Consider the following 16,414-nt stretch of genomic DNA (forward strand, 5'->3'; position numbering starts at 1 on the left):
TGCTAGCACCTAGCACCTAGCACCTAGCACCTGTGATCATTCCTACGCGATATAAAATCGCTGCTACAATTTTGCCAACTTGCTAACTCGCAACTCACCTCATTTAATCGTCTGGGCCTTTTAGGGTAAACACTAAATGCCTGCGCATGTCTTTTAAAATCACGCCTTTTTTCAGCATTGCGCCACTAAGACGTTTTTGCCATTTTAATAGCTCTGGGGTCGCTGCATCGAGTGTTTGCTGGTTTTCAAATTGAAAACATAATAGCAATGAGCCTGGGAATAAGTGGTATTCCACATCAAACCAGCATTGCAACATGCCTTCAAGTTCTGCGCGACCTTGCTCTTCAAGGGCGTCGGCAACATTTAATACAAGGGCTTGCTGTTTTAATTGTACTTTAGAAAGCTTTTTCATTTAAAAACCAAAATCGAGTCGAAAAACTAATTATACCTAAGCTTCATGCTTGGCGGAATGCATTACGCCAGTCTCGCGGTGATAAACCAAACTGAGAGCGAAAATGGTGACGTAAAGTAACAGATGAGCCAAAGCCGCATTGCTCGGCTAAATGTTCTAGAGGTAAATCAGTTGACTCAAGAAGTCGCTGCGCGTGGTTTAAACGTTGATTTAACAGCCACTGCCCAACGCTCTGTCCAGTAAGCGATTGAAAGTGGCGGGTAAAGGTGCGTCGGCTCATGTGCATTTGCTCTGCGAGTGTATCAATCGTATGGTTGCTAGCTAAGTTTTTTTGCATCTGTTCAAGTAAGCTTGCTAAACGCTCATCAGCAACATTTTGCGGGATGGGTAGGGCAATAAATTGTGTTTGCCCGCCAGTGCGATACGGCGCAGTTACCATCATTCTGGCAATAGCATTAGTTTGCTCGCTTCCTAAAAATTTGCGAACTAAATATAAGCAACAATCAATGGCTGCCGCTGTTCCTGCCGATGTATATAGCCGATTATGTTCAAGGTAAAGCACTTGATTGTTAAGTTTCACTTTTGCAAAGCGCGCTTTGAAGTCATCGCTGTATGCCCAGTGGGTAGTTGCTTCAATATTATCTAAAAGCCCAATGTGCGCTAACGCATAAGCGCCTAAACAAAGCCCTACAATTATAGCGCCACGGCTATGCGCGTTTAGCAAACTGGTTGCTAATTCTTTAGAGGGGGCTGTTTCAGGTGATGGCCAAGACGGAATAATTATAATATCTGCTTGATCAAACTTTGTTATTGAGTGATGCGCTTGAATATCAAACCCCGCGCTTGAGGGCATTACAGCTTTACTTTCGCTGCACACTGCTAAGTTAAATTCTTTAATACCAGCTGAGCGAGCGCCTTCACCAAACACCATGCATGGTACTGCAAGGTGAAATGGACTGATATTTGGAAATGCTAATACTGCAACATTCATGGTAAAGCCTTATCAAACACTTTGGCCCAATATTATCGATAAATGGTGTTTGGGTCACTGTTTGATACGTTAAAAATTCAGCAAACTAGGCGTCAATACAATGAAAAAGGGTTTATACAATGACAAACACAGCATTACTAATTATCGACTTACAGAATGATTACTTTGAGGATGGCGCGTTTCCTTTATGGCAGGCTAAACAAGTAAAAGATCAGCTCGTAGATGTGATAAAACAAGCCACAGAGCACGGGGTTTTACCTATTCATATTCAGCATGTTGCTGATCCTTCTCAGGGTTTAGCGCCATTTTTTAATGAAGGTACAGAAGGTGTTGATATTCATCCTGATATTTTAAATGCAGCACCAGAAGCCCCTGTGGTTGTAAAACACTATGCAGACAGCTTTCATCAAACTAATTTAGAAGATGTCTTAAAGTTGCATGGTATTAAAAAACTATTGATCGCAGGCATGATGACGCAAAACTGTGTGACTCATACAGCTATCTCAGAACAAGCTAAAGAGTACGATGTGGCAGTTTTAACGGATGTGAGTACAACAGTATCTGAAATGCTACATTTAATCGCACTAAATGCGCTTGCCCCACGAGTAAAACTGCTAGACGCAAAGCAAGCCTTGCTTAGTTTGCAAAGTAATTAATATTTGCAAAGGCCGAAATAACATCTTTGGCAAATGCAATACGGGGGTGTTTTAATGCCCCTTTGTTCCAAACTAAGTAAATTATGTTTTCTGGGCCTTCGGGCCCCAGTTGCACAAGCTCCCCGGCTTTTATCTGATCGCGACAAAGGTAATCGGGTAATACAGAATAACCAATACCTGAACGAATAATATTGCTAATAGCACGTATGTCCGGGCAAATAGCAATGACGTTTGAGTGGCATTTTGCGTTGAATACAGCTTCAAAGTATTGTCTTATCAAAGGCAGCTCTTCATCATAAGCAACGACATTGTAGCTTGAGAGTAAATCTGCGGTAATGGTGCTGTCTTTGATTTCTCGGCCATGTAAACGGTTCATCACCAAAATGAGCTTTTCTTTGTCGAGCACTAGGCTATCGAATAGTGCTGGATCAGGCGCTGATGCGGCAATAGCAATATCTGCAGTACCTGATTGCAAGGCATCAAAAATTCTCACTTTATTACCAATATGCAGAACAAGATTTACATTGCCAGATTGCAGTAAGTTGGCAATTTGTGGCCCCGATACACTACTAATATATTCGGCAGGTCCTGCAATATTAACAGTGCCATGTGCGGCATCAGAACGTGCCCGTATCGACATGATCTTTTGCTCTAATATATCAATATGACCAGAAACCTGCAGCGCTAGATCATGTGCTGCAGCGGTCGGAGTAACACCGCGGGCTTTGCGCTCAAATAAAGATTTACCAACTACAGTTTCCATTGCTTGAATATGAGAAGTCACTGAAGGCTGAGATAAGCCTAAATTAGCCGCCGCCTTCGTAATATTTTTACAACGATAAACTTCAACAAAGGTTTTTAATTGCGTGAGATAAGACATGTAACTGTACGAGCCATAAATATTCTGATTGCTCCTCTTAATTTATCCGAATTCTACTCGCCCCGCAAACTCACTATGATAACTTCACTTTCTAAGAGGACGAATTATGAAAAAGATATTACAGCGACTAACGCTTGTTGCTGCATCAACTATGTCGATGTTTGCAGTGGCGGGTGAAGGCGAAGTGTTGGTTATTTTATCAAGTGAAACAACTATGGATTTAGCTGACGGCCAGAGCATTGAAACAGGCTACTACCTAAATGAGTTTGGTGTGCCAGCAAAAGCATTAGTTGATGCGGGTTATGAGCTTGTACTTGCAACACCTAAAGGTAATGCGCCTCAAGTAGATAAAAAATCAGTGAGCGCCGATTACTTTGATGGTGATGAAGCTAAAATGCAGAGCATTCAGCGTTTTGTAGCATCACTTCCTGATATCAATGATACCGCGAGTTTGAGCGAAATTTTAGCGGGTGACTTAAGCCAATATGAGGCTGTGTTTATCCCTGGAGGCCATGCACCTTTAATTGATTTAGCAAACAACCCAGAAGTGGGTGAGATTTTGCGTCATTTTAATAAGCAAGGTAAACCAACAGCGGCAATTTGCCATGGCCCAATTACGTTGTTGTCGGCACAAGTTCAGCCAAATTCTTATTATCAAGCAATAAAAGATGGCGAAAAGGCAGCGGCTAACAACTGGATTTATGACGGCTATAAAATGACTATTTTTTCAGACCCTGAAGAGCGTGTTTTTGAAAGCAGTTTAGAAGGTAAAAAGCTTAAGTTTTATCCAGCTATGGCAATGGAAAACGCCGGTGGAAATATGGCATTCGCTAGTGAGTGGCAGCCTAATGTGGTTGTTGACCGCGAACTCATTACGGGGCAAAACCCGTTTTCAGATAAATTATTAGCAGAAAAACTTTTAGAAATGTTAGCTAAGTAAATTAGCTAATTAGCAATTTAAACCTAATTTAAGGGGCATTTAAATGTTGAATTTTATTTATAAAAATCAAACCGAAATTTTGTTTGGTAAAGGTCAAATGAGTGAGATCACGTCACGTTTACCAGAAAACGCTAAAGTACTATTACTTTTTGGTGGTGGCTCAATAAAGAAAAATGGCGTTTACGGCCAAGCAATGAGTGCGTTAGCCGATGTTGATGTTATAGAGTTTGGTGGTGTTGAACCTAACCCAACATACGAAACATTGATGCAAGCTGTGGCAACTGCTAAAGAGCATAATGTTAACTTTATTTTAGCTGTTGGCGGTGGCAGTGTTATTGATGGCGCTAAGTTTGTTGCAGCAGCTTATAACTTTGCAGGTGAGCCGTGGGATATCCTTGTTAAAGGTGCTGAGTTTAGTAACCCGCTTCCTATTGGTGCAGTATTAACTTTACCTGCAACTGGCTCTGAGAGTAACGGCAACTCAGTGGTTACTAAAAAAGAGACGTCGCAGAAACGTGCTTTTTCATCACCGAGTGTGCAACCAGTTTTTGCAGTACTTGATCCTGAATATACTTTTTCGTTACCAGAGCGCCAAGTAAGTAATGGTGTTGTAGATGCGTTTGTACACGTTATTGAGCAGTACTTAACTTACCCAGTAAATGCGCCATTACAAGACCGCTTTGCAGAAGGTATTTTACAAACTTTGATCAGCGAAGGACCTAAAGCGCTGAGCGAACCGCAAAACTATGATGTAAGAGCCAATGTTATGTGGTCGGCTACAATGGCACTGAATGGTTTGATTGGTCAGGGTGTACCGCAAGATTGGTCTACACATATGATTGGTCATGAATTAACAGCACTTTATAATCTTGATCACGCACAAACACTAGCGATTGTTTTACCTGCGCTAATGCATGTTCAAAAAGAGCAGAAGTCTATTAAAATTCAGCAGCTTGGTGAGCGAGTGTTTGGTTTTAATTATAGCGATGAAGCTGAACAAATCGATAAAACGATTAAAGCAGTGCAAGACTTCTTCGAAGCAATGGCTGTGAAAACACGCCTTGCTGATTATGACCTTGATGAACAAGCAATCGACGCGGTTGTTAATAACTTAGAAAAGAATGAGTTAACTACGCTAGGTGAACACGGTGATATTGATTTAGCGAAAGTTAAGCAAATATTAGCGCTTGCACTTTAGGGCTTAAATTTAAAGGCGTAACATAAGCTGTTACGCCTTTTTAAAAAATTGAAGACGTTTAATTCTATTGCATAAGCTAGTAAAATCTAGGCAATAAATTATCGATAAAAATCACACCATGAAACTTACCCATTTATTTTCAAGCGCTTGTTTAGCTTTATCTTGCTTTGTCTATGCAGAACCTGCAAAGTTTTATGCTAATGAAGCATTGCAAAAACAAACGCCAACAGCATACGCGCTCAGTGAATCTAATATTCCTTGGTTAGAGCAAGCACATAAGCAAAGACAACTTGATGCAGAAAAACTGGTCAACGCCTTAAAGCAAAATAAAGCGCTTTATAAAAAGTTAATGAACTGGGAAGCGCTATCGTTTGAGCAGCGAATGGCTTTACTACCAGAGGTGTTTGCAATTGAAATTAAAAGCTTTGCTATTACAGCACCAACCTTGGTGATAAATAACACCTTGTATCCGCAAAGAGCAGTTAATTTTGTGTTTGATGTACGTTACCCAGGTGCAGGATTAGTTTATTTAAACCCAGATAAGCTCAAAGAGATGGAAGTTTATGCGCCATTAGCGTTTTTATTACACGAAACCCGCCATGCATACCAATTTCAGCTAGCCTTTAAAGAGCAAAACTTATTAGCAAAAGGTTACTTAAGCGCATTTAAAACGCAGAGTAACTTATCGGGCGCATCATTTAGTGATTTTTTAACACTACTTAATGAGTACGAGGCGTTTCAATTTGGTAATCAGGTACTTGAACTGCTCACTGATGGTAAGTTTGAATCAGCAATGATGGGCACGTTTGCTAGCCAATTTAATGAACATAACCACTTAAAAATTGATTTGCTCGAACTGGCTAAAGAACCCCAAAAGGGCAGTTTACTTGAGCGGTTTAATGCCGCGATGAAAGAGCAATATCAGCTACGTTACCCTGAAAAATAAACTAACGTAGTGAGTATTCACTATTTCATTGAGCGCCATGCAAAGGTCGAGGCTGCAACCACAATCGCAATAGAAATACCAAGGTAGAGGGTTTCTATTGTGCCGCCAAACTCAACGGCGTGTTCTAAAAACAGAATCACCAAAATCACAGATGTTACCTGCACTAAAGTAATTTTTAAGTCATGAAAATCTTCGATATGAAAGGCGGCCAAAAACTGGCTGCTTTTTGTTGTTGAGGGCGATATAAATAGCCGGTACAGACTGATGGTAATGACTTGAAGAGTAATACCGATAAGTAATAAGTCGAGAATTTTTAAAAGCTCGACAATTAACTCTTTCCCCCCTTTTGCTGAGTCAGGTAGCGCGGTGATGGTGACTTTAACAACATTGAAAACGATATTCACACAGGCAATGTAAACAAGTAATGATGAAATTGCTGTAGTGATAATCGCGATGATGACTAAAAACCGGCTATTTTGAAAAAGGCGCTCCATATCAACTCACACAAATTAATTTCTTTAATATACGAAGCTTAGCTGGTTTTTGATTAATTACTGAACTTATTATATGCCAAGTTAAACCTAACTTATTAGTTCTTTGAGTATTTACTCGTAAGGTCGGGTTGTGTATAAGTTTAAGGAACAACAAAGGTTGTTCTTATTTAGCTTTATTTTAAAAGGGATGTTTATGGGTTCTATGGCTAAGCACTCACTGGAACTGGATTTAAATGATAAAAAATGGTTTCGATATGCAGCCTTTAAAGGAAAATCGTCACTAACCGAAGAGTCAATAACAGAACTAGAATCTCTCCCAGGTTTAGCGACGTTATCTGGGTGGACCGAAGTTTTTTTTGCACTTATGGTATGCGCAATTTCACTATCTAGTTTTTATTTAGTAGATGCTTTTAACCCATGGTTGGCTTTTTTAATTTCCCTTATAAGCTTTTTATTGGTGTTTATTACCAAACGCATCATGACTTACAAGAAGTATGGCTTTGGTTCTAAATGGGCAATGAGCATAAGCAAGGATGAGCTTAAAGTTGATAAATTGACTTTTAAAGAGCACCAAAATCACACTCTCATCATTGCTAAAAACCAAATCGCAGAGGTGTTATTTCACTATACGATGGATCTAAAACGCAAACGAAAGTTTGGCGAACCACGAGTTAGATTACCCACCTTGCATGTGTGTGAAATTCACTTAAAAAATGGTGATACCCATGAAATTGACGGGATGCGGGTAGGGCTTTTTAACGTATTATATTTAATGGTTTTTCATGGCTACCCATTAAGCTTTAAAGGCACTTTTGCTGGTGGTGCAGGGAATGTCTTAATTTTGTTACTAAGGATGTTTGCTCTAACAGCAATTGCAAGTGCGCTTAGTATGCTTTTCGTTAATTTAAAGCCATGAGCAGTTGTTGTGTGTTCTTGAATGAAATAGCGCCTATTAAAATCAATAGACGCAACAGGTACGCTCGTATTAAGCAATAAAGTCGAGGGTTACAAGTAGTCGTTTTTCGCCAGCAGCGAGTGCTGGTGAGCGGTGCACAAGGCCTTTGCCTTCGTTATCTTGCCAAGTTTCGCCTTTTAATAAGGCTACATCACCGACATTTAGAGAGTGAATTTTAGCATTTGCTGTCATTAAGCCTGATTCTTCATCGCTTAATCCTTGATGACCAGCGCCAAGTTTGGTGCGATCAAGTCCTGCATTTTGCAACCACTGCGAACCACTACCATAATATGTGCTGACTAACCGGCAAGGGACTTTATCAACATGAAAACGTGGGCACATGGCACGTTCAAGAACTCTTAAACGTAATCCGGTGCGCTTTAACTCAAATAAATAACAAAACATATCAACAAGCTGAGCGAGGTCGGCTTTAAGCTCTTTTGTTTGAGGTAGTTTTTCAAGGGCTTTATCAATGTCAGCCACAATGCTGTTTTGATTGATCACAGCGTTAATGCTGAGTTCTGGGTTGGCTGTAATACTATCAGCTACTTCTGATTGCAGCTGCTGAGATAAGTTACGTTGCCAAATTACAATGTTATGCTCAGGTTTATAAATTTGTGAAAACACCACAGGGCTTAGCGCTGTTGCGGCCGCTGATGGTAGGTTATCAGTGTCATGTTCTAATGCGTAGGCTGTCATTATGCTTCCTCCCAGACAGGAAATGGATCGGGCAGGGTTTGCCAAAGCGCTTTGCTTGCTAATAGTTCATCGTCGCTAAGTAAGCAGTTATCGAGAGCTTGAATGATCGCTGCTTGATTGAGGTTTTGACCAATAAAAACCAGCTCTTGGCGCATATCACCAAAGGGTTCTTGCCATACTTGGTTAATTGAATCTAAGTAGTCGCTATCTGTAGGCCACTGATCTTTCGGTAAGGCTTTCCAAAATACCCCGCCAAAACCATAGCGGGCTATGCCGCCAGCTTGATTCCATTGGCAAGCAAATTGTGGTCGAGAGGCTAACCAAAAGTAGCCCTTGGAACGAAGTAATTTGCCTTCGCGCTGATTGTTATGAATAAAGTTATAAAATTTTTCAGGGTGAAAAGGGCGGCGGGCTCCGTAAATAAAGCTGCTAATACCGTATTCTTCGGTTTCTGGGGTATGCTCGCCGCGCAGCTCTTTTAGCCAGCCAGGTGCTTGCTGAGCTTTTTCAAAGTTAAACAGGCCCGTGCCGAGAATTTTATTGATATCAACTTGGCCATTTTCAATGGCAATTAGCTCTGCAGAAGTATTTAATGAGCTTAAAATGGCTTTTAAACTCTCAAGCTCATCGGCGCTAATTAAGTCTGTTTTACTAATTAAAATAACATCAGCAAACTCAACTTGATCAATGAGTAAGTCGGCCACGCTTCGCTCATCTTCTTCGCCTAAATGCTCGTTGGTTTCTTGTAAAAATTTGGCTTCGTTAAAGTCGTTTAAAAAGTTAACGGCATCAACGACCGTGACCATGGTATCAAGCCTTGCAACATCAGAAAGTGACACGCCATCTTCATCGGCAAAGGTAAATGTTTCGGCAACAGGAAGGGGCTCAGAAATACCCGTTGATTCGATAACCAAATAATCAAACTGGCCCGTTTGCGCTAAAGCGCGTACTTCAATGAGTAAGTCTTCACGCAGTGTGCAGCAAATGCAACCATTGCTCATTTCTACTAGTTTTTCTTCGCCTCGGCTCAGCGAAACATCGTTTTTAACTGTTGCTGCATCGATGTTTATTTCGCTCATATCATTGACGATTACAGCCACTTTTTTGTCTTCACGGTTATTTAAAATATGGCTGAGCACAGTGGTTTTACCTGCACCTAAAAAGCCAGAGAGCACGGTGACGGGAAGTTTGCTCATAGTAGTGACCCTTAATAAGATTAAACAAAATACGATAAATGTTTTGTTATAATATATCAATAAGGGGGCGTTTAGGAATAGTAATCGTTGTTCGAGTAAGACTATTTGGCAGTGTACTAATAGGTACAGCTAGCTTAGTCTTTAGCTAATTAATTGCTTATTAAGGACTTATATGCGCTTAGCCAAACTGTTGTTAGCATTTTCTATTACTTGTTCATCTTATACGTTATCGGCAAAAGAGCCGTTAGCACCAAAGCTCCCTGAAGCCATTCAAGAAATTTACCCAACAGTCATGAATCAACAGATTTGGGTTGCGGGTGGTATCTCTACTGAGCTGCCAGCATCAGCGGGTAAGATGACTGCAAAAGTTCATTTTTGGTCGCCTGATTATGCAAGTTGGCAATCAGCCCCGAGTTTGCCTGAAGGGCGTCATCACACGTATTTAATCGCAGTAGAAAACAGACTATTTGCTTTTGGAGGTTTTGTTAATAGCCAAGGCCAATGGACCAATAGCCGTGATGTGTTAATGCTCAATGAAGGTGCTAACGCATGGCAAAAAGTGGCGAGTTTACCTTTTGCATTAAGCGAAACGGTGGGCGCCGTGCTTAATGGTAAAGTGCATTTAGCTGGTGGCCGCAGCCCAAACAGTGAGAAAAATGGGCAATGGCAACATAGTTTAGATGTGAGTGCGCATTTAGTGTTTGATCCTAATAGCTTCACATTTACAGAAGCGGCTCCTTTACCTTCAGCTAGAAACAGTGCGGCGAGTGCACAAGTAAATGGTCGTTGGTTTGTACTAGGTGGCAGAACCGTTGGCGGTGAGCCTATCACTGACATGCTCGAATACTTACCCGAAAAAGACACTTGGCAAGCACATGCAGCACTCCCTAAAGCACGGGCAGGGCATGCGGCAGCGGTTATTGATAATGCTATCACTGTGTTTGGCGGTGAACATAGCAAAGGAGTTGATCGTGAGGTTTTTAGCTATGATTTGTCTAAGCAGCAATGGCGCAAATCTTTCGAGTGGCAAACGCCACGCCACGGTTTAGGGGCTGTTACGTTAAACAGCCAAATTTGGCTAGTGGGTGGCGCCACAAAGGTAGGACTTTCTGAAACGAGCCGTGAAGTGAATAATGCAAATGTGCTGCTTGAAGGTATGAAAGGTTTATGATTACTGTCTGTTAAAAATAATGTTATATTTGTATTCTTATTAAAAAGTAATAAAATAATACAAATTAAAATTTAACGATCAGGTTTCAAGATGACATTACAAACAAATAGTCCGTTAGTAGAGCAGCGTGCCGATCCATTTGTGCATAAGCACAGCGATGGTTTTTATTATTTTACCGGTTCTGTACCAACTTATGATCGCATTGAACTTCGTAGGGCTGCGACATTAGAGGGCCTAAAAGACGCTGAAACCTTTGATATTTGGTTCAAACATGACAGCGGCCCGATGAGTCGTCATATCTGGGCACCTGAAATTCATTACCTCGATGGCAAATGGTATATCTATTTTGCAGCGAGTGAAGAAAGTGATATTTGGGCATTACGCCCGTATGTGCTTGAGTGTAAAGGTCAAGATCCGTTAAATGATGAATGGGTTGAGCTTGGCATGATGCAAGCGGCTGAGGGCGATGAAAAGTCATTCACTGATTTTTCTCTAGATGCCACTATTTTTGAAAATAACGGTAAGCGTTACTTCTGCTGGGCAGAGAAAACGGGTGGTCAATTTGCGGCATCCAACCTGTATTTAGCACAGATGGAATCTCCAATTAAGTTAAAAACAGCGCAGTTTATGCTGACGACACCTGATTACGATTGGGAACGTGTCGACTTTTGGGTAAACGAAGGCCCTGCAGTACTTAAAAATAACGGTAAAATCTTCATTGCTTTCTCTGCAAGCGCAACAGGTGCATGTTACTGTATGGGCTATATGGAAGCTGATGAAAACAGCGATTTACTTGATCGTAATTCGTGGACCAAAACACGTATGCCAGTACTTGAAACAAGTGTTGATAAGAAAATTTTTGGTCCAGGTCATAACTGTTTTACAGTAGCTGAAGATGGTGAAACACCACTGTGTATTTACCATGCCCGAGACTATGAGCACGCAGTTGGTGAACCAAGTGTGGTGCCAAAAACAGACACTCGTCCACTTGAGGAAATAGTAAAAGATCCACTTTACGATCCAAACCGCCACGCTCGTGTGATGGAAGTAAAATACGACGAAAATGGTCGTCCGCTATTTGAATTGTATTAATTTACAGTGATTCAAAATTCGCTTACAAAGCCACCTACTCAGGTGGCTTTATTGTATGAGGTTTAGTTAGCTAACAATAGCTGGGTACCAGTTTGCCATAGTCACCCCAAATAAGCCGATTAAGAACACGATTGATATTAGCGTCATCAAACAGGCGGTGCCGATAGTGATAAAGGTAATATTCGTGCGAGCTGCATAGCGGACAAGTTCGGCTATTAAAAGGGGGACTAAGTAAGAGCAAAGGCTAACAGCAAGCACGGCAGGCCCTGTGAATGTGGCGGTATCGACGCCTAAGGTGCCAAATACTAAAAACCATGCAAATATTAATAATCTAAAAAACAACACACCGTTAGCGGCAAGATATAAGCGTATGGCCCATACTTGATGGGCGTTAAAGTTACGAGCCCTTGCGGTTGTAACCGCAAATAGACTTGATACGATAACCACTAAGCCGCCAAACATTGTCAGCGCATGCATTAAGGTATTACCAACGGTGCCCCTTACTATCATTAAATACATGCCAGCAAATGAAATACAGCAAGCTAAAACAACAAATACACGGCCATTATAGCGATGAAATGTTCGGTATTTTGTTCTCAGTTTTTCAATCAGCTGTAAGCTTCCGCCAAGGATCATCACGACAGCAAATAATACATGCACTGCATACATCAAATTCCCCGTTGCATCATTGGCAACATAAGCGGTGTTATTAAGTCGGTTCCAACCAGAAAGACCTGTAGTTAACCCTGTCACTCCATAACCAAGAATGAGGTAAATCACAAAGCAAGTTTGCGCCATTATCAGGCTACTAAACCAAATCTTTTTACTGTATTCGAGCGCCTTTAAAGGCGTGAGTTTGCTATTTTTGTTAAACATCATCAAATCCATTATATTTTTCTAATACCGCAAATATAAAGGGCTAGAGAAGAAACTCTTCTCAAATTCGAAATTTGATCAATAAAATATTGTGATTATTTATGAGAACTCACACAGGGTTTGACACATTCACTAACAAACTCTTTTTGCTATGTTGATTTTGAAAAAGTACACTTATCTGATTGGTAAAAAATTCATCAATCACCCAATTTAAGGCATGAAGAGTTATGCAAAATACATCCCCTTATTACTTACTCGTTTTCGTTTGTATGGGGCTCATGCTGCTAAATGGCATGAAAAAAGAAAAGCAACTTATTCATTATCTGTTTGCTGTATTTTGTGGCTCGCTTTGTATGGTTGGGGTGCAAAAAATTAGTGCGCCCAGTATTGGTGTTTACAGTTATTTAATTGGCTTATTTACCTGCGCAACTTGTAATATGGCTTGGCTTATCTCACGGACTTTATTTCGAGAGAAAAAGCCTATTACTAAGGTGCATATTGCAGTGGCAACTGCTATTGCGGGGTTAATTATGTTTAACCAGACGTGGCATTATTTGGTGAGTATTGATGTAGAGCTTTTCCCTGATAGCCAATTTATGTGGCGTTTAAAGCAAGGTATGGCCGAAATAACGGTACTGCTCTCTTCAAGTATTCTGGTGTTGTCTTTTTGGGAAGCATTACGGGGTTATAAAGGTAAAACACAAACGCAAAAGTTGCAGGCAAAGATTTTTGCTAGCTGCTACTTCTTAGCTGTATTTAATGCCAGCATTTTGCCTAAATTTTTATTCAGTGAGAGCGAATTTCGACAATTTGAGCCGCTTATAATTACCTCATCTGCATTGTTGATTGTATTTGCCATGCAGCTAGTAATGTTCTTGCAAAAACATGCCCACAACAGCGTACCTGAAGCTGTTGATAGCAAAGTGCTGAACTCTGAAAAGGTAGTGAAAGTTACCAATCAGGCTGAACAACCTGAAAATAGTGAGGTAGAGGCTGAGCTTATTACTGGCATAGAAGCACTCATCAATAAGCAGGTTTATTTGCAAACTAATTTGAAAATTTCTGATTTTGCCCAAGCTTTAGCAGTACCTGAGTATAAGATCAGCAGGGCAATTCGTTACCACTTTAAAGCTACAAATTTTAATTTATTTATTAATCAGTACCGAATACAGCATGCGCAAGGGTTGTTACTAAAAGACGAAGCAAGTCATTGGAGTATACTTAGTATTGCAATGGAAAGTGGTTTTTCTTCGCTTGCTACCTTCAACCGTGTTTTTAAAAGCATCGTTGGGGTTAACCCTAACGAGTTTCGTAAGCAGAACAACTCAATAGGTGAACAAAAAATCATAGAGCTTACCGACTAAAAGTTACAGAGGCTTTTGCGTTAAATGCTCAGCAATGACCTCAAACATGGTTTGTACTTCTATTGGCTTGGCGATGTAACCTTGCATGCCAGATTCTTTTGCTTTTGTTAGGTCGGCTTCCATGGTGTTGGCGGTCATGGCGATGATTGGAATATGCGCAAACTTTGATTGCTGTTTAATTTTATTCGCGGCGGTATAACCATCCATTCTTGGCATTTGGCAGTCCATCAAAATACAATCGAATGTGCCTTTTTCTACAGCTTCAATCGCTGCAATGCCGTCTTCTGCAATATCAACAATAAACCCATTTGAACGCAATATTTGCGATGCGACTTGTTGGTTTAGCGGGTTGTCTTCAACGAGAAGTATTTTTGAGCCTGCGAGCGTTTTAAAACAGGTGTTATCTACTTTGTTTTCCTTTTTAGTAGCGATCCCCATCACATGCTCAAGGGTTTTCAACAGGTTCCCTTTTATAATCGGCTTTAAAAGTATTTCTTCAACGGTTTTATCTAGCGTACTTAGCGTGTCTTTAACTTGTTGGTTTTCAAAAGATGCGAGAATAATGGTTTTTTTAATGTCGATAGAAAGCTGTTTTTTGAGGTTTTCTAAAATGTTATTTTGTTCACAGTTTAAAACGTGCCAATCTAAAAAAATAAAGTCGTAACTATGGCTAATATCGACCTCAGAGAGTTTTTCATCCATGCAATCAATAGTTTTTACATTGATGCTTAATGTGTTGAGCATGCTTTGGAGAATAGCTTCAGGTTGGCCGCTTTGCTCAATAATAAGAGCTCGCTTATGTTTGAAAATGTTTGTGTCGTGGCAGCTTTGCATACCCGATAGCGCAAATGACACATCAAAACTAAAGCAACTCCCTTTGTTTAATTGGCTTTTTACCTCAATGTGACCACCCATAAGCTCGATGATCTTTTTACTGATAACAAGACCTAGACCTGTACCGCCAAACTTACGTGTTGTTGAAACATCGGCTTGTGAAAAAGGCTTAAACACACTATTTACTTGCTCTTGAGACATACCAATGCCTTGGTCAATGACCTGAAATTTAATACAAATAGAGGTATCGGTTTGTGACTCTTTTGTCATTTTTAGCGTGACATTTTGCTGGTTTGAAAACTTAATAGCATTGCTCAGTAAATTTAACAAAACTTGATTGAGCCTAAGTGCATCACCGATTAAAAATTCAGGAATATCATCGTCAATTTCAAAAATGACTTCGATGTTATTTTTCTCAATTAAGCTACTGGCTAAATTAGCTAGGTTAGCGAGAAAGTTGTTTAGATTAAAATCACTATTTTCAAGTTCGAGCTTATTGGCTTCTATTTTAGAAAAGTCGAGAATGTCATTGATAATACCAAGCAGTGATTTGGCCGAGAGTTGGATTTTTTCAATGTAATCATATTGTTTGTCGGTTAATTCTGTATCAAGGGCGAGGTGGGCCATGCCTAGAATTGCATTCATTGGCGTACGGATTTCGTGACTCATATTCGCTAAAAACATCGATTTAGCTTGGTTGGCGGCATCGGCTAACTCTTTGGCTTTATTTAAATCCTGGGTGCGAATGATGACTTCTTGTTCTAGATTTTCGGCGGCATGTTTTAGCGTCATATTGGCTTCATATAACTCTAAGGACTTCTGTTCTAAAAGCGCTTCGGCTTCTTTTCGAGCCTGGCGCTCTCGTTCTATTCTACGTTTGTAGAGTTCTTCATCCACATTAAGCTTCTTTTGTTAGAGTAAAAGTGGCAGATTGATAGTTATCCTCAATCTCGCTTTTAACGGTAATAACTTCATTGAAATGTTCGCATGCGCCCTCAATTAAGCCCTCAGCTAGACATGCAAATGGGTTACCAGAGCGATAAAACATTTGCATTTCGCTCTGGCTAATTCGTTTAGTTTCAAAGCTTGGTAATTCAGCGTCGTTGTAGAGCTTTTTAACCTCAATATGTACGTGTTGGTCAATGGTATCAAGGAATTCAAAAGTACTTTCGACACTATCAAAAAAGTGTGGAAATAAAACAAAAAAACGCTTTAACAAATACTTACCATAAGCATGAACCAGTTCATCAACAGGTTTGTTTATATGTTTGCTCAATGAGCTGACCAACATTAACAGCTCTTTATTGTCGTAGTTTCCAACGCTGGTGTAAGCGCCGTTTGAAGTAAGTGAGTTTTCTTCAATGATTTTGTCTGCGACCTCATAAGAAAACTCATTTTCGACCATTTCTAAAAACTCGGTAAAGACGATACCTTTCATATAATTGGCCTAATGATTTTTCATACTTAAAGTTTAGATATAAACAAGAGTTTTACAATTTTTATGTATCAAACTTTAGTATGGCTAGCGATAAAATCAGCTATTAAGTTTTTTGCTTTAAATAACACAGACTTTGTCGGGAGTTGTAGCCATGTAGTTTTCAGATGGCTTACTAGTTTCTTTACAAAAAATAAACATTAATTGTGTTTTTGGGTACATGCAGGTAGTCTATCTTTATAGGTAATTTAATATTATAAATAGTTAAGGAAGAT

General features: G+C 40.1%; 17 protein-coding genes. 8 read left to right on the top strand and 9 right to left on the bottom strand.

Translation table 11 applies throughout. The annotated features are described in order from the left end of the window. Positions 1 to 103: 103 nt before the first annotated feature. Both CWC02_RS17980 and CWC02_RS17985 read right to left on the bottom strand, forming a co-directional pair. Entirely contained in the window at positions 104 to 412 is a 309-nt protein-coding gene (locus tag CWC02_RS17980) for a hypothetical protein (RefSeq protein WP_054560743.1), read from the bottom strand. A gap of 43 nt (positions 413 to 455) precedes the next feature. Continuing rightward, complete coding sequence (locus CWC02_RS17985) at positions 456 to 1,403, bottom strand: GlxA family transcriptional regulator (protein WP_138619647.1); 948 nt, start codon at positions 1,401 to 1,403, stop codon at positions 456 to 458. 119 nt (positions 1,404 to 1,522) lie between these two features. Between CWC02_RS17985 and CWC02_RS17990 the strand changes: the two genes are divergently transcribed. Beyond that, entirely contained in the window at positions 1,523 to 2,059 is a 537-nt protein-coding gene (locus tag CWC02_RS17990; protein WP_138619648.1) for a cysteine hydrolase family protein, read from the top strand. Here the strand turns inward: CWC02_RS17990 and CWC02_RS17995 are convergent. Beyond that, complete coding sequence (locus tag CWC02_RS17995) at positions 2,040 to 2,939, bottom strand: LysR family transcriptional regulator (protein WP_138619649.1); 900 nt, start codon at positions 2,937 to 2,939, stop codon at positions 2,040 to 2,042. The genes CWC02_RS17990 and CWC02_RS17995 overlap by 20 nt on opposite strands. Positions 2,940 to 3,045: 106 nt before the next feature. Between CWC02_RS17995 and CWC02_RS18000 the strand changes: the two genes are divergently transcribed. The 3 genes from CWC02_RS18000 (at position 3,046) to CWC02_RS18010 (ending at position 6,023) form a co-directional block, all read left to right on the top strand. Next, positions 3,046 to 3,879 carry a type 1 glutamine amidotransferase domain-containing protein gene (locus CWC02_RS18000; protein ID WP_138619650.1) on the top strand — a complete coding sequence of 278 codons (834 nt, stop codon included), beginning with the start codon at positions 3,046 to 3,048 and terminating at the stop codon, positions 3,877 to 3,879. A gap of 43 nt (positions 3,880 to 3,922) precedes the next feature. Continuing rightward, positions 3,923 to 5,077, top strand: a complete 1,155-nt coding sequence (locus CWC02_RS18005; RefSeq protein ID WP_138619651.1) for an iron-containing alcohol dehydrogenase — start codon at positions 3,923 to 3,925, stop codon at positions 5,075 to 5,077. A gap of 118 nt (positions 5,078 to 5,195) precedes the next feature. Further along, positions 5,196 to 6,023 carry a hypothetical protein gene (locus CWC02_RS18010; RefSeq protein WP_138599870.1) on the top strand — a complete coding sequence of 276 codons (828 nt, stop codon included), beginning with the start codon at positions 5,196 to 5,198 and terminating at the stop codon, positions 6,021 to 6,023. Between the two features lie 20 nt (positions 6,024 to 6,043). Here CWC02_RS18010 and CWC02_RS18015 read toward each other — a convergent pair whose 3' ends face one another. Then, the gene (locus CWC02_RS18015; RefSeq protein WP_138599871.1) at positions 6,044 to 6,517 is read right to left on the bottom strand and encodes a YqhA family protein; all 474 of its coding nucleotides are present in this window, start codon (positions 6,515 to 6,517) and stop codon (positions 6,044 to 6,046) included. Positions 6,518 to 6,647: 130 nt separating this feature from the next. Here CWC02_RS18015 and CWC02_RS18020 point away from each other — a divergent pair, with 130 nt between their 5' ends. After that, positions 6,648 to 7,433 (top strand): hypothetical protein, encoded by a 786-nt coding sequence (locus tag CWC02_RS18020; RefSeq protein ID WP_138619652.1) that lies wholly within the window; start codon positions 6,648 to 6,650, stop codon positions 7,431 to 7,433. A gap of 69 nt (positions 7,434 to 7,502) precedes the next feature. Here the strand turns inward: CWC02_RS18020 and CWC02_RS18025 are convergent, their stop codons facing one another. Continuing rightward, positions 7,503 to 8,171, bottom strand: a complete 669-nt coding sequence (locus CWC02_RS18025) for a DUF1826 domain-containing protein (RefSeq protein WP_138619653.1) — start codon at positions 8,169 to 8,171, stop codon at positions 7,503 to 7,505. Next, positions 8,171 to 9,367, bottom strand: coding sequence for a zinc metallochaperone GTPase ZigA (gene zigA, locus CWC02_RS18030; RefSeq protein ID WP_138619654.1), 1,197 nt, complete (start codon positions 9,365 to 9,367; stop codon positions 8,171 to 8,173). Before zigA ends, CWC02_RS18025 begins: the two co-directional genes overlap by 1 nt. 172 nt (positions 9,368 to 9,539) lie before the next feature. Between zigA and CWC02_RS18035 the strand changes: the two genes are divergently transcribed. After that, a complete protein-coding gene (locus CWC02_RS18035; RefSeq protein ID WP_138619655.1) occupies positions 9,540 to 10,538 on the top strand; it encodes a Kelch repeat-containing protein in 999 nt (332 codons plus the stop codon). A gap of 90 nt (positions 10,539 to 10,628) precedes the next feature. Continuing rightward, on the top strand, positions 10,629 to 11,630 hold the full coding sequence (locus CWC02_RS18040) for a family 43 glycosylhydrolase (protein WP_138619656.1): 1,002 nt from the start codon (positions 10,629 to 10,631) through the stop codon (positions 11,628 to 11,630). Between the two features lie 66 nt (positions 11,631 to 11,696). Here CWC02_RS18040 and CWC02_RS18045 read toward each other — a convergent pair whose 3' ends face one another. Next, on the bottom strand, positions 11,697 to 12,509 hold the full coding sequence (locus tag CWC02_RS18045) for a DUF2306 domain-containing protein (RefSeq protein WP_249364133.1): 813 nt from the start codon (positions 12,507 to 12,509) through the stop codon (positions 11,697 to 11,699). A gap of 224 nt (positions 12,510 to 12,733) precedes the next feature. Here CWC02_RS18045 and CWC02_RS18050 point away from each other — a divergent pair, with 224 nt between their 5' ends. Further along, positions 12,734 to 13,870, top strand: a complete 1,137-nt coding sequence (locus CWC02_RS18050) for a helix-turn-helix domain-containing protein (RefSeq protein WP_249364134.1) — start codon at positions 12,734 to 12,736, stop codon at positions 13,868 to 13,870. A gap of 3 nt (positions 13,871 to 13,873) precedes the next feature. On the opposite strand, the gene CWC02_RS18055 is transcribed toward CWC02_RS18050, so the two are convergent. Next, the gene (locus tag CWC02_RS18055) at positions 13,874 to 15,601 is read right to left on the bottom strand and encodes a response regulator (RefSeq protein ID WP_138619657.1); all 1,728 of its coding nucleotides are present in this window, start codon (positions 15,599 to 15,601) and stop codon (positions 13,874 to 13,876) included. A 1-nt stretch (position 15,602) separates the two neighbouring features. Beyond that, positions 15,603 to 16,142 carry a heme NO-binding domain-containing protein gene (locus tag CWC02_RS18060; RefSeq protein WP_138619658.1) on the bottom strand — a complete coding sequence of 180 codons (540 nt, stop codon included), beginning with the start codon at positions 16,140 to 16,142 and terminating at the stop codon, positions 15,603 to 15,605. Between the last annotated feature and the right edge of the window lie 272 nt (positions 16,143 to 16,414).

The organism is Pseudoalteromonas sp. S2721, from assembly GCF_005887425.1.
Taxonomy (GTDB): Bacteria; Pseudomonadota; Gammaproteobacteria; order Enterobacterales; family Alteromonadaceae; genus Pseudoalteromonas; species Pseudoalteromonas simplex.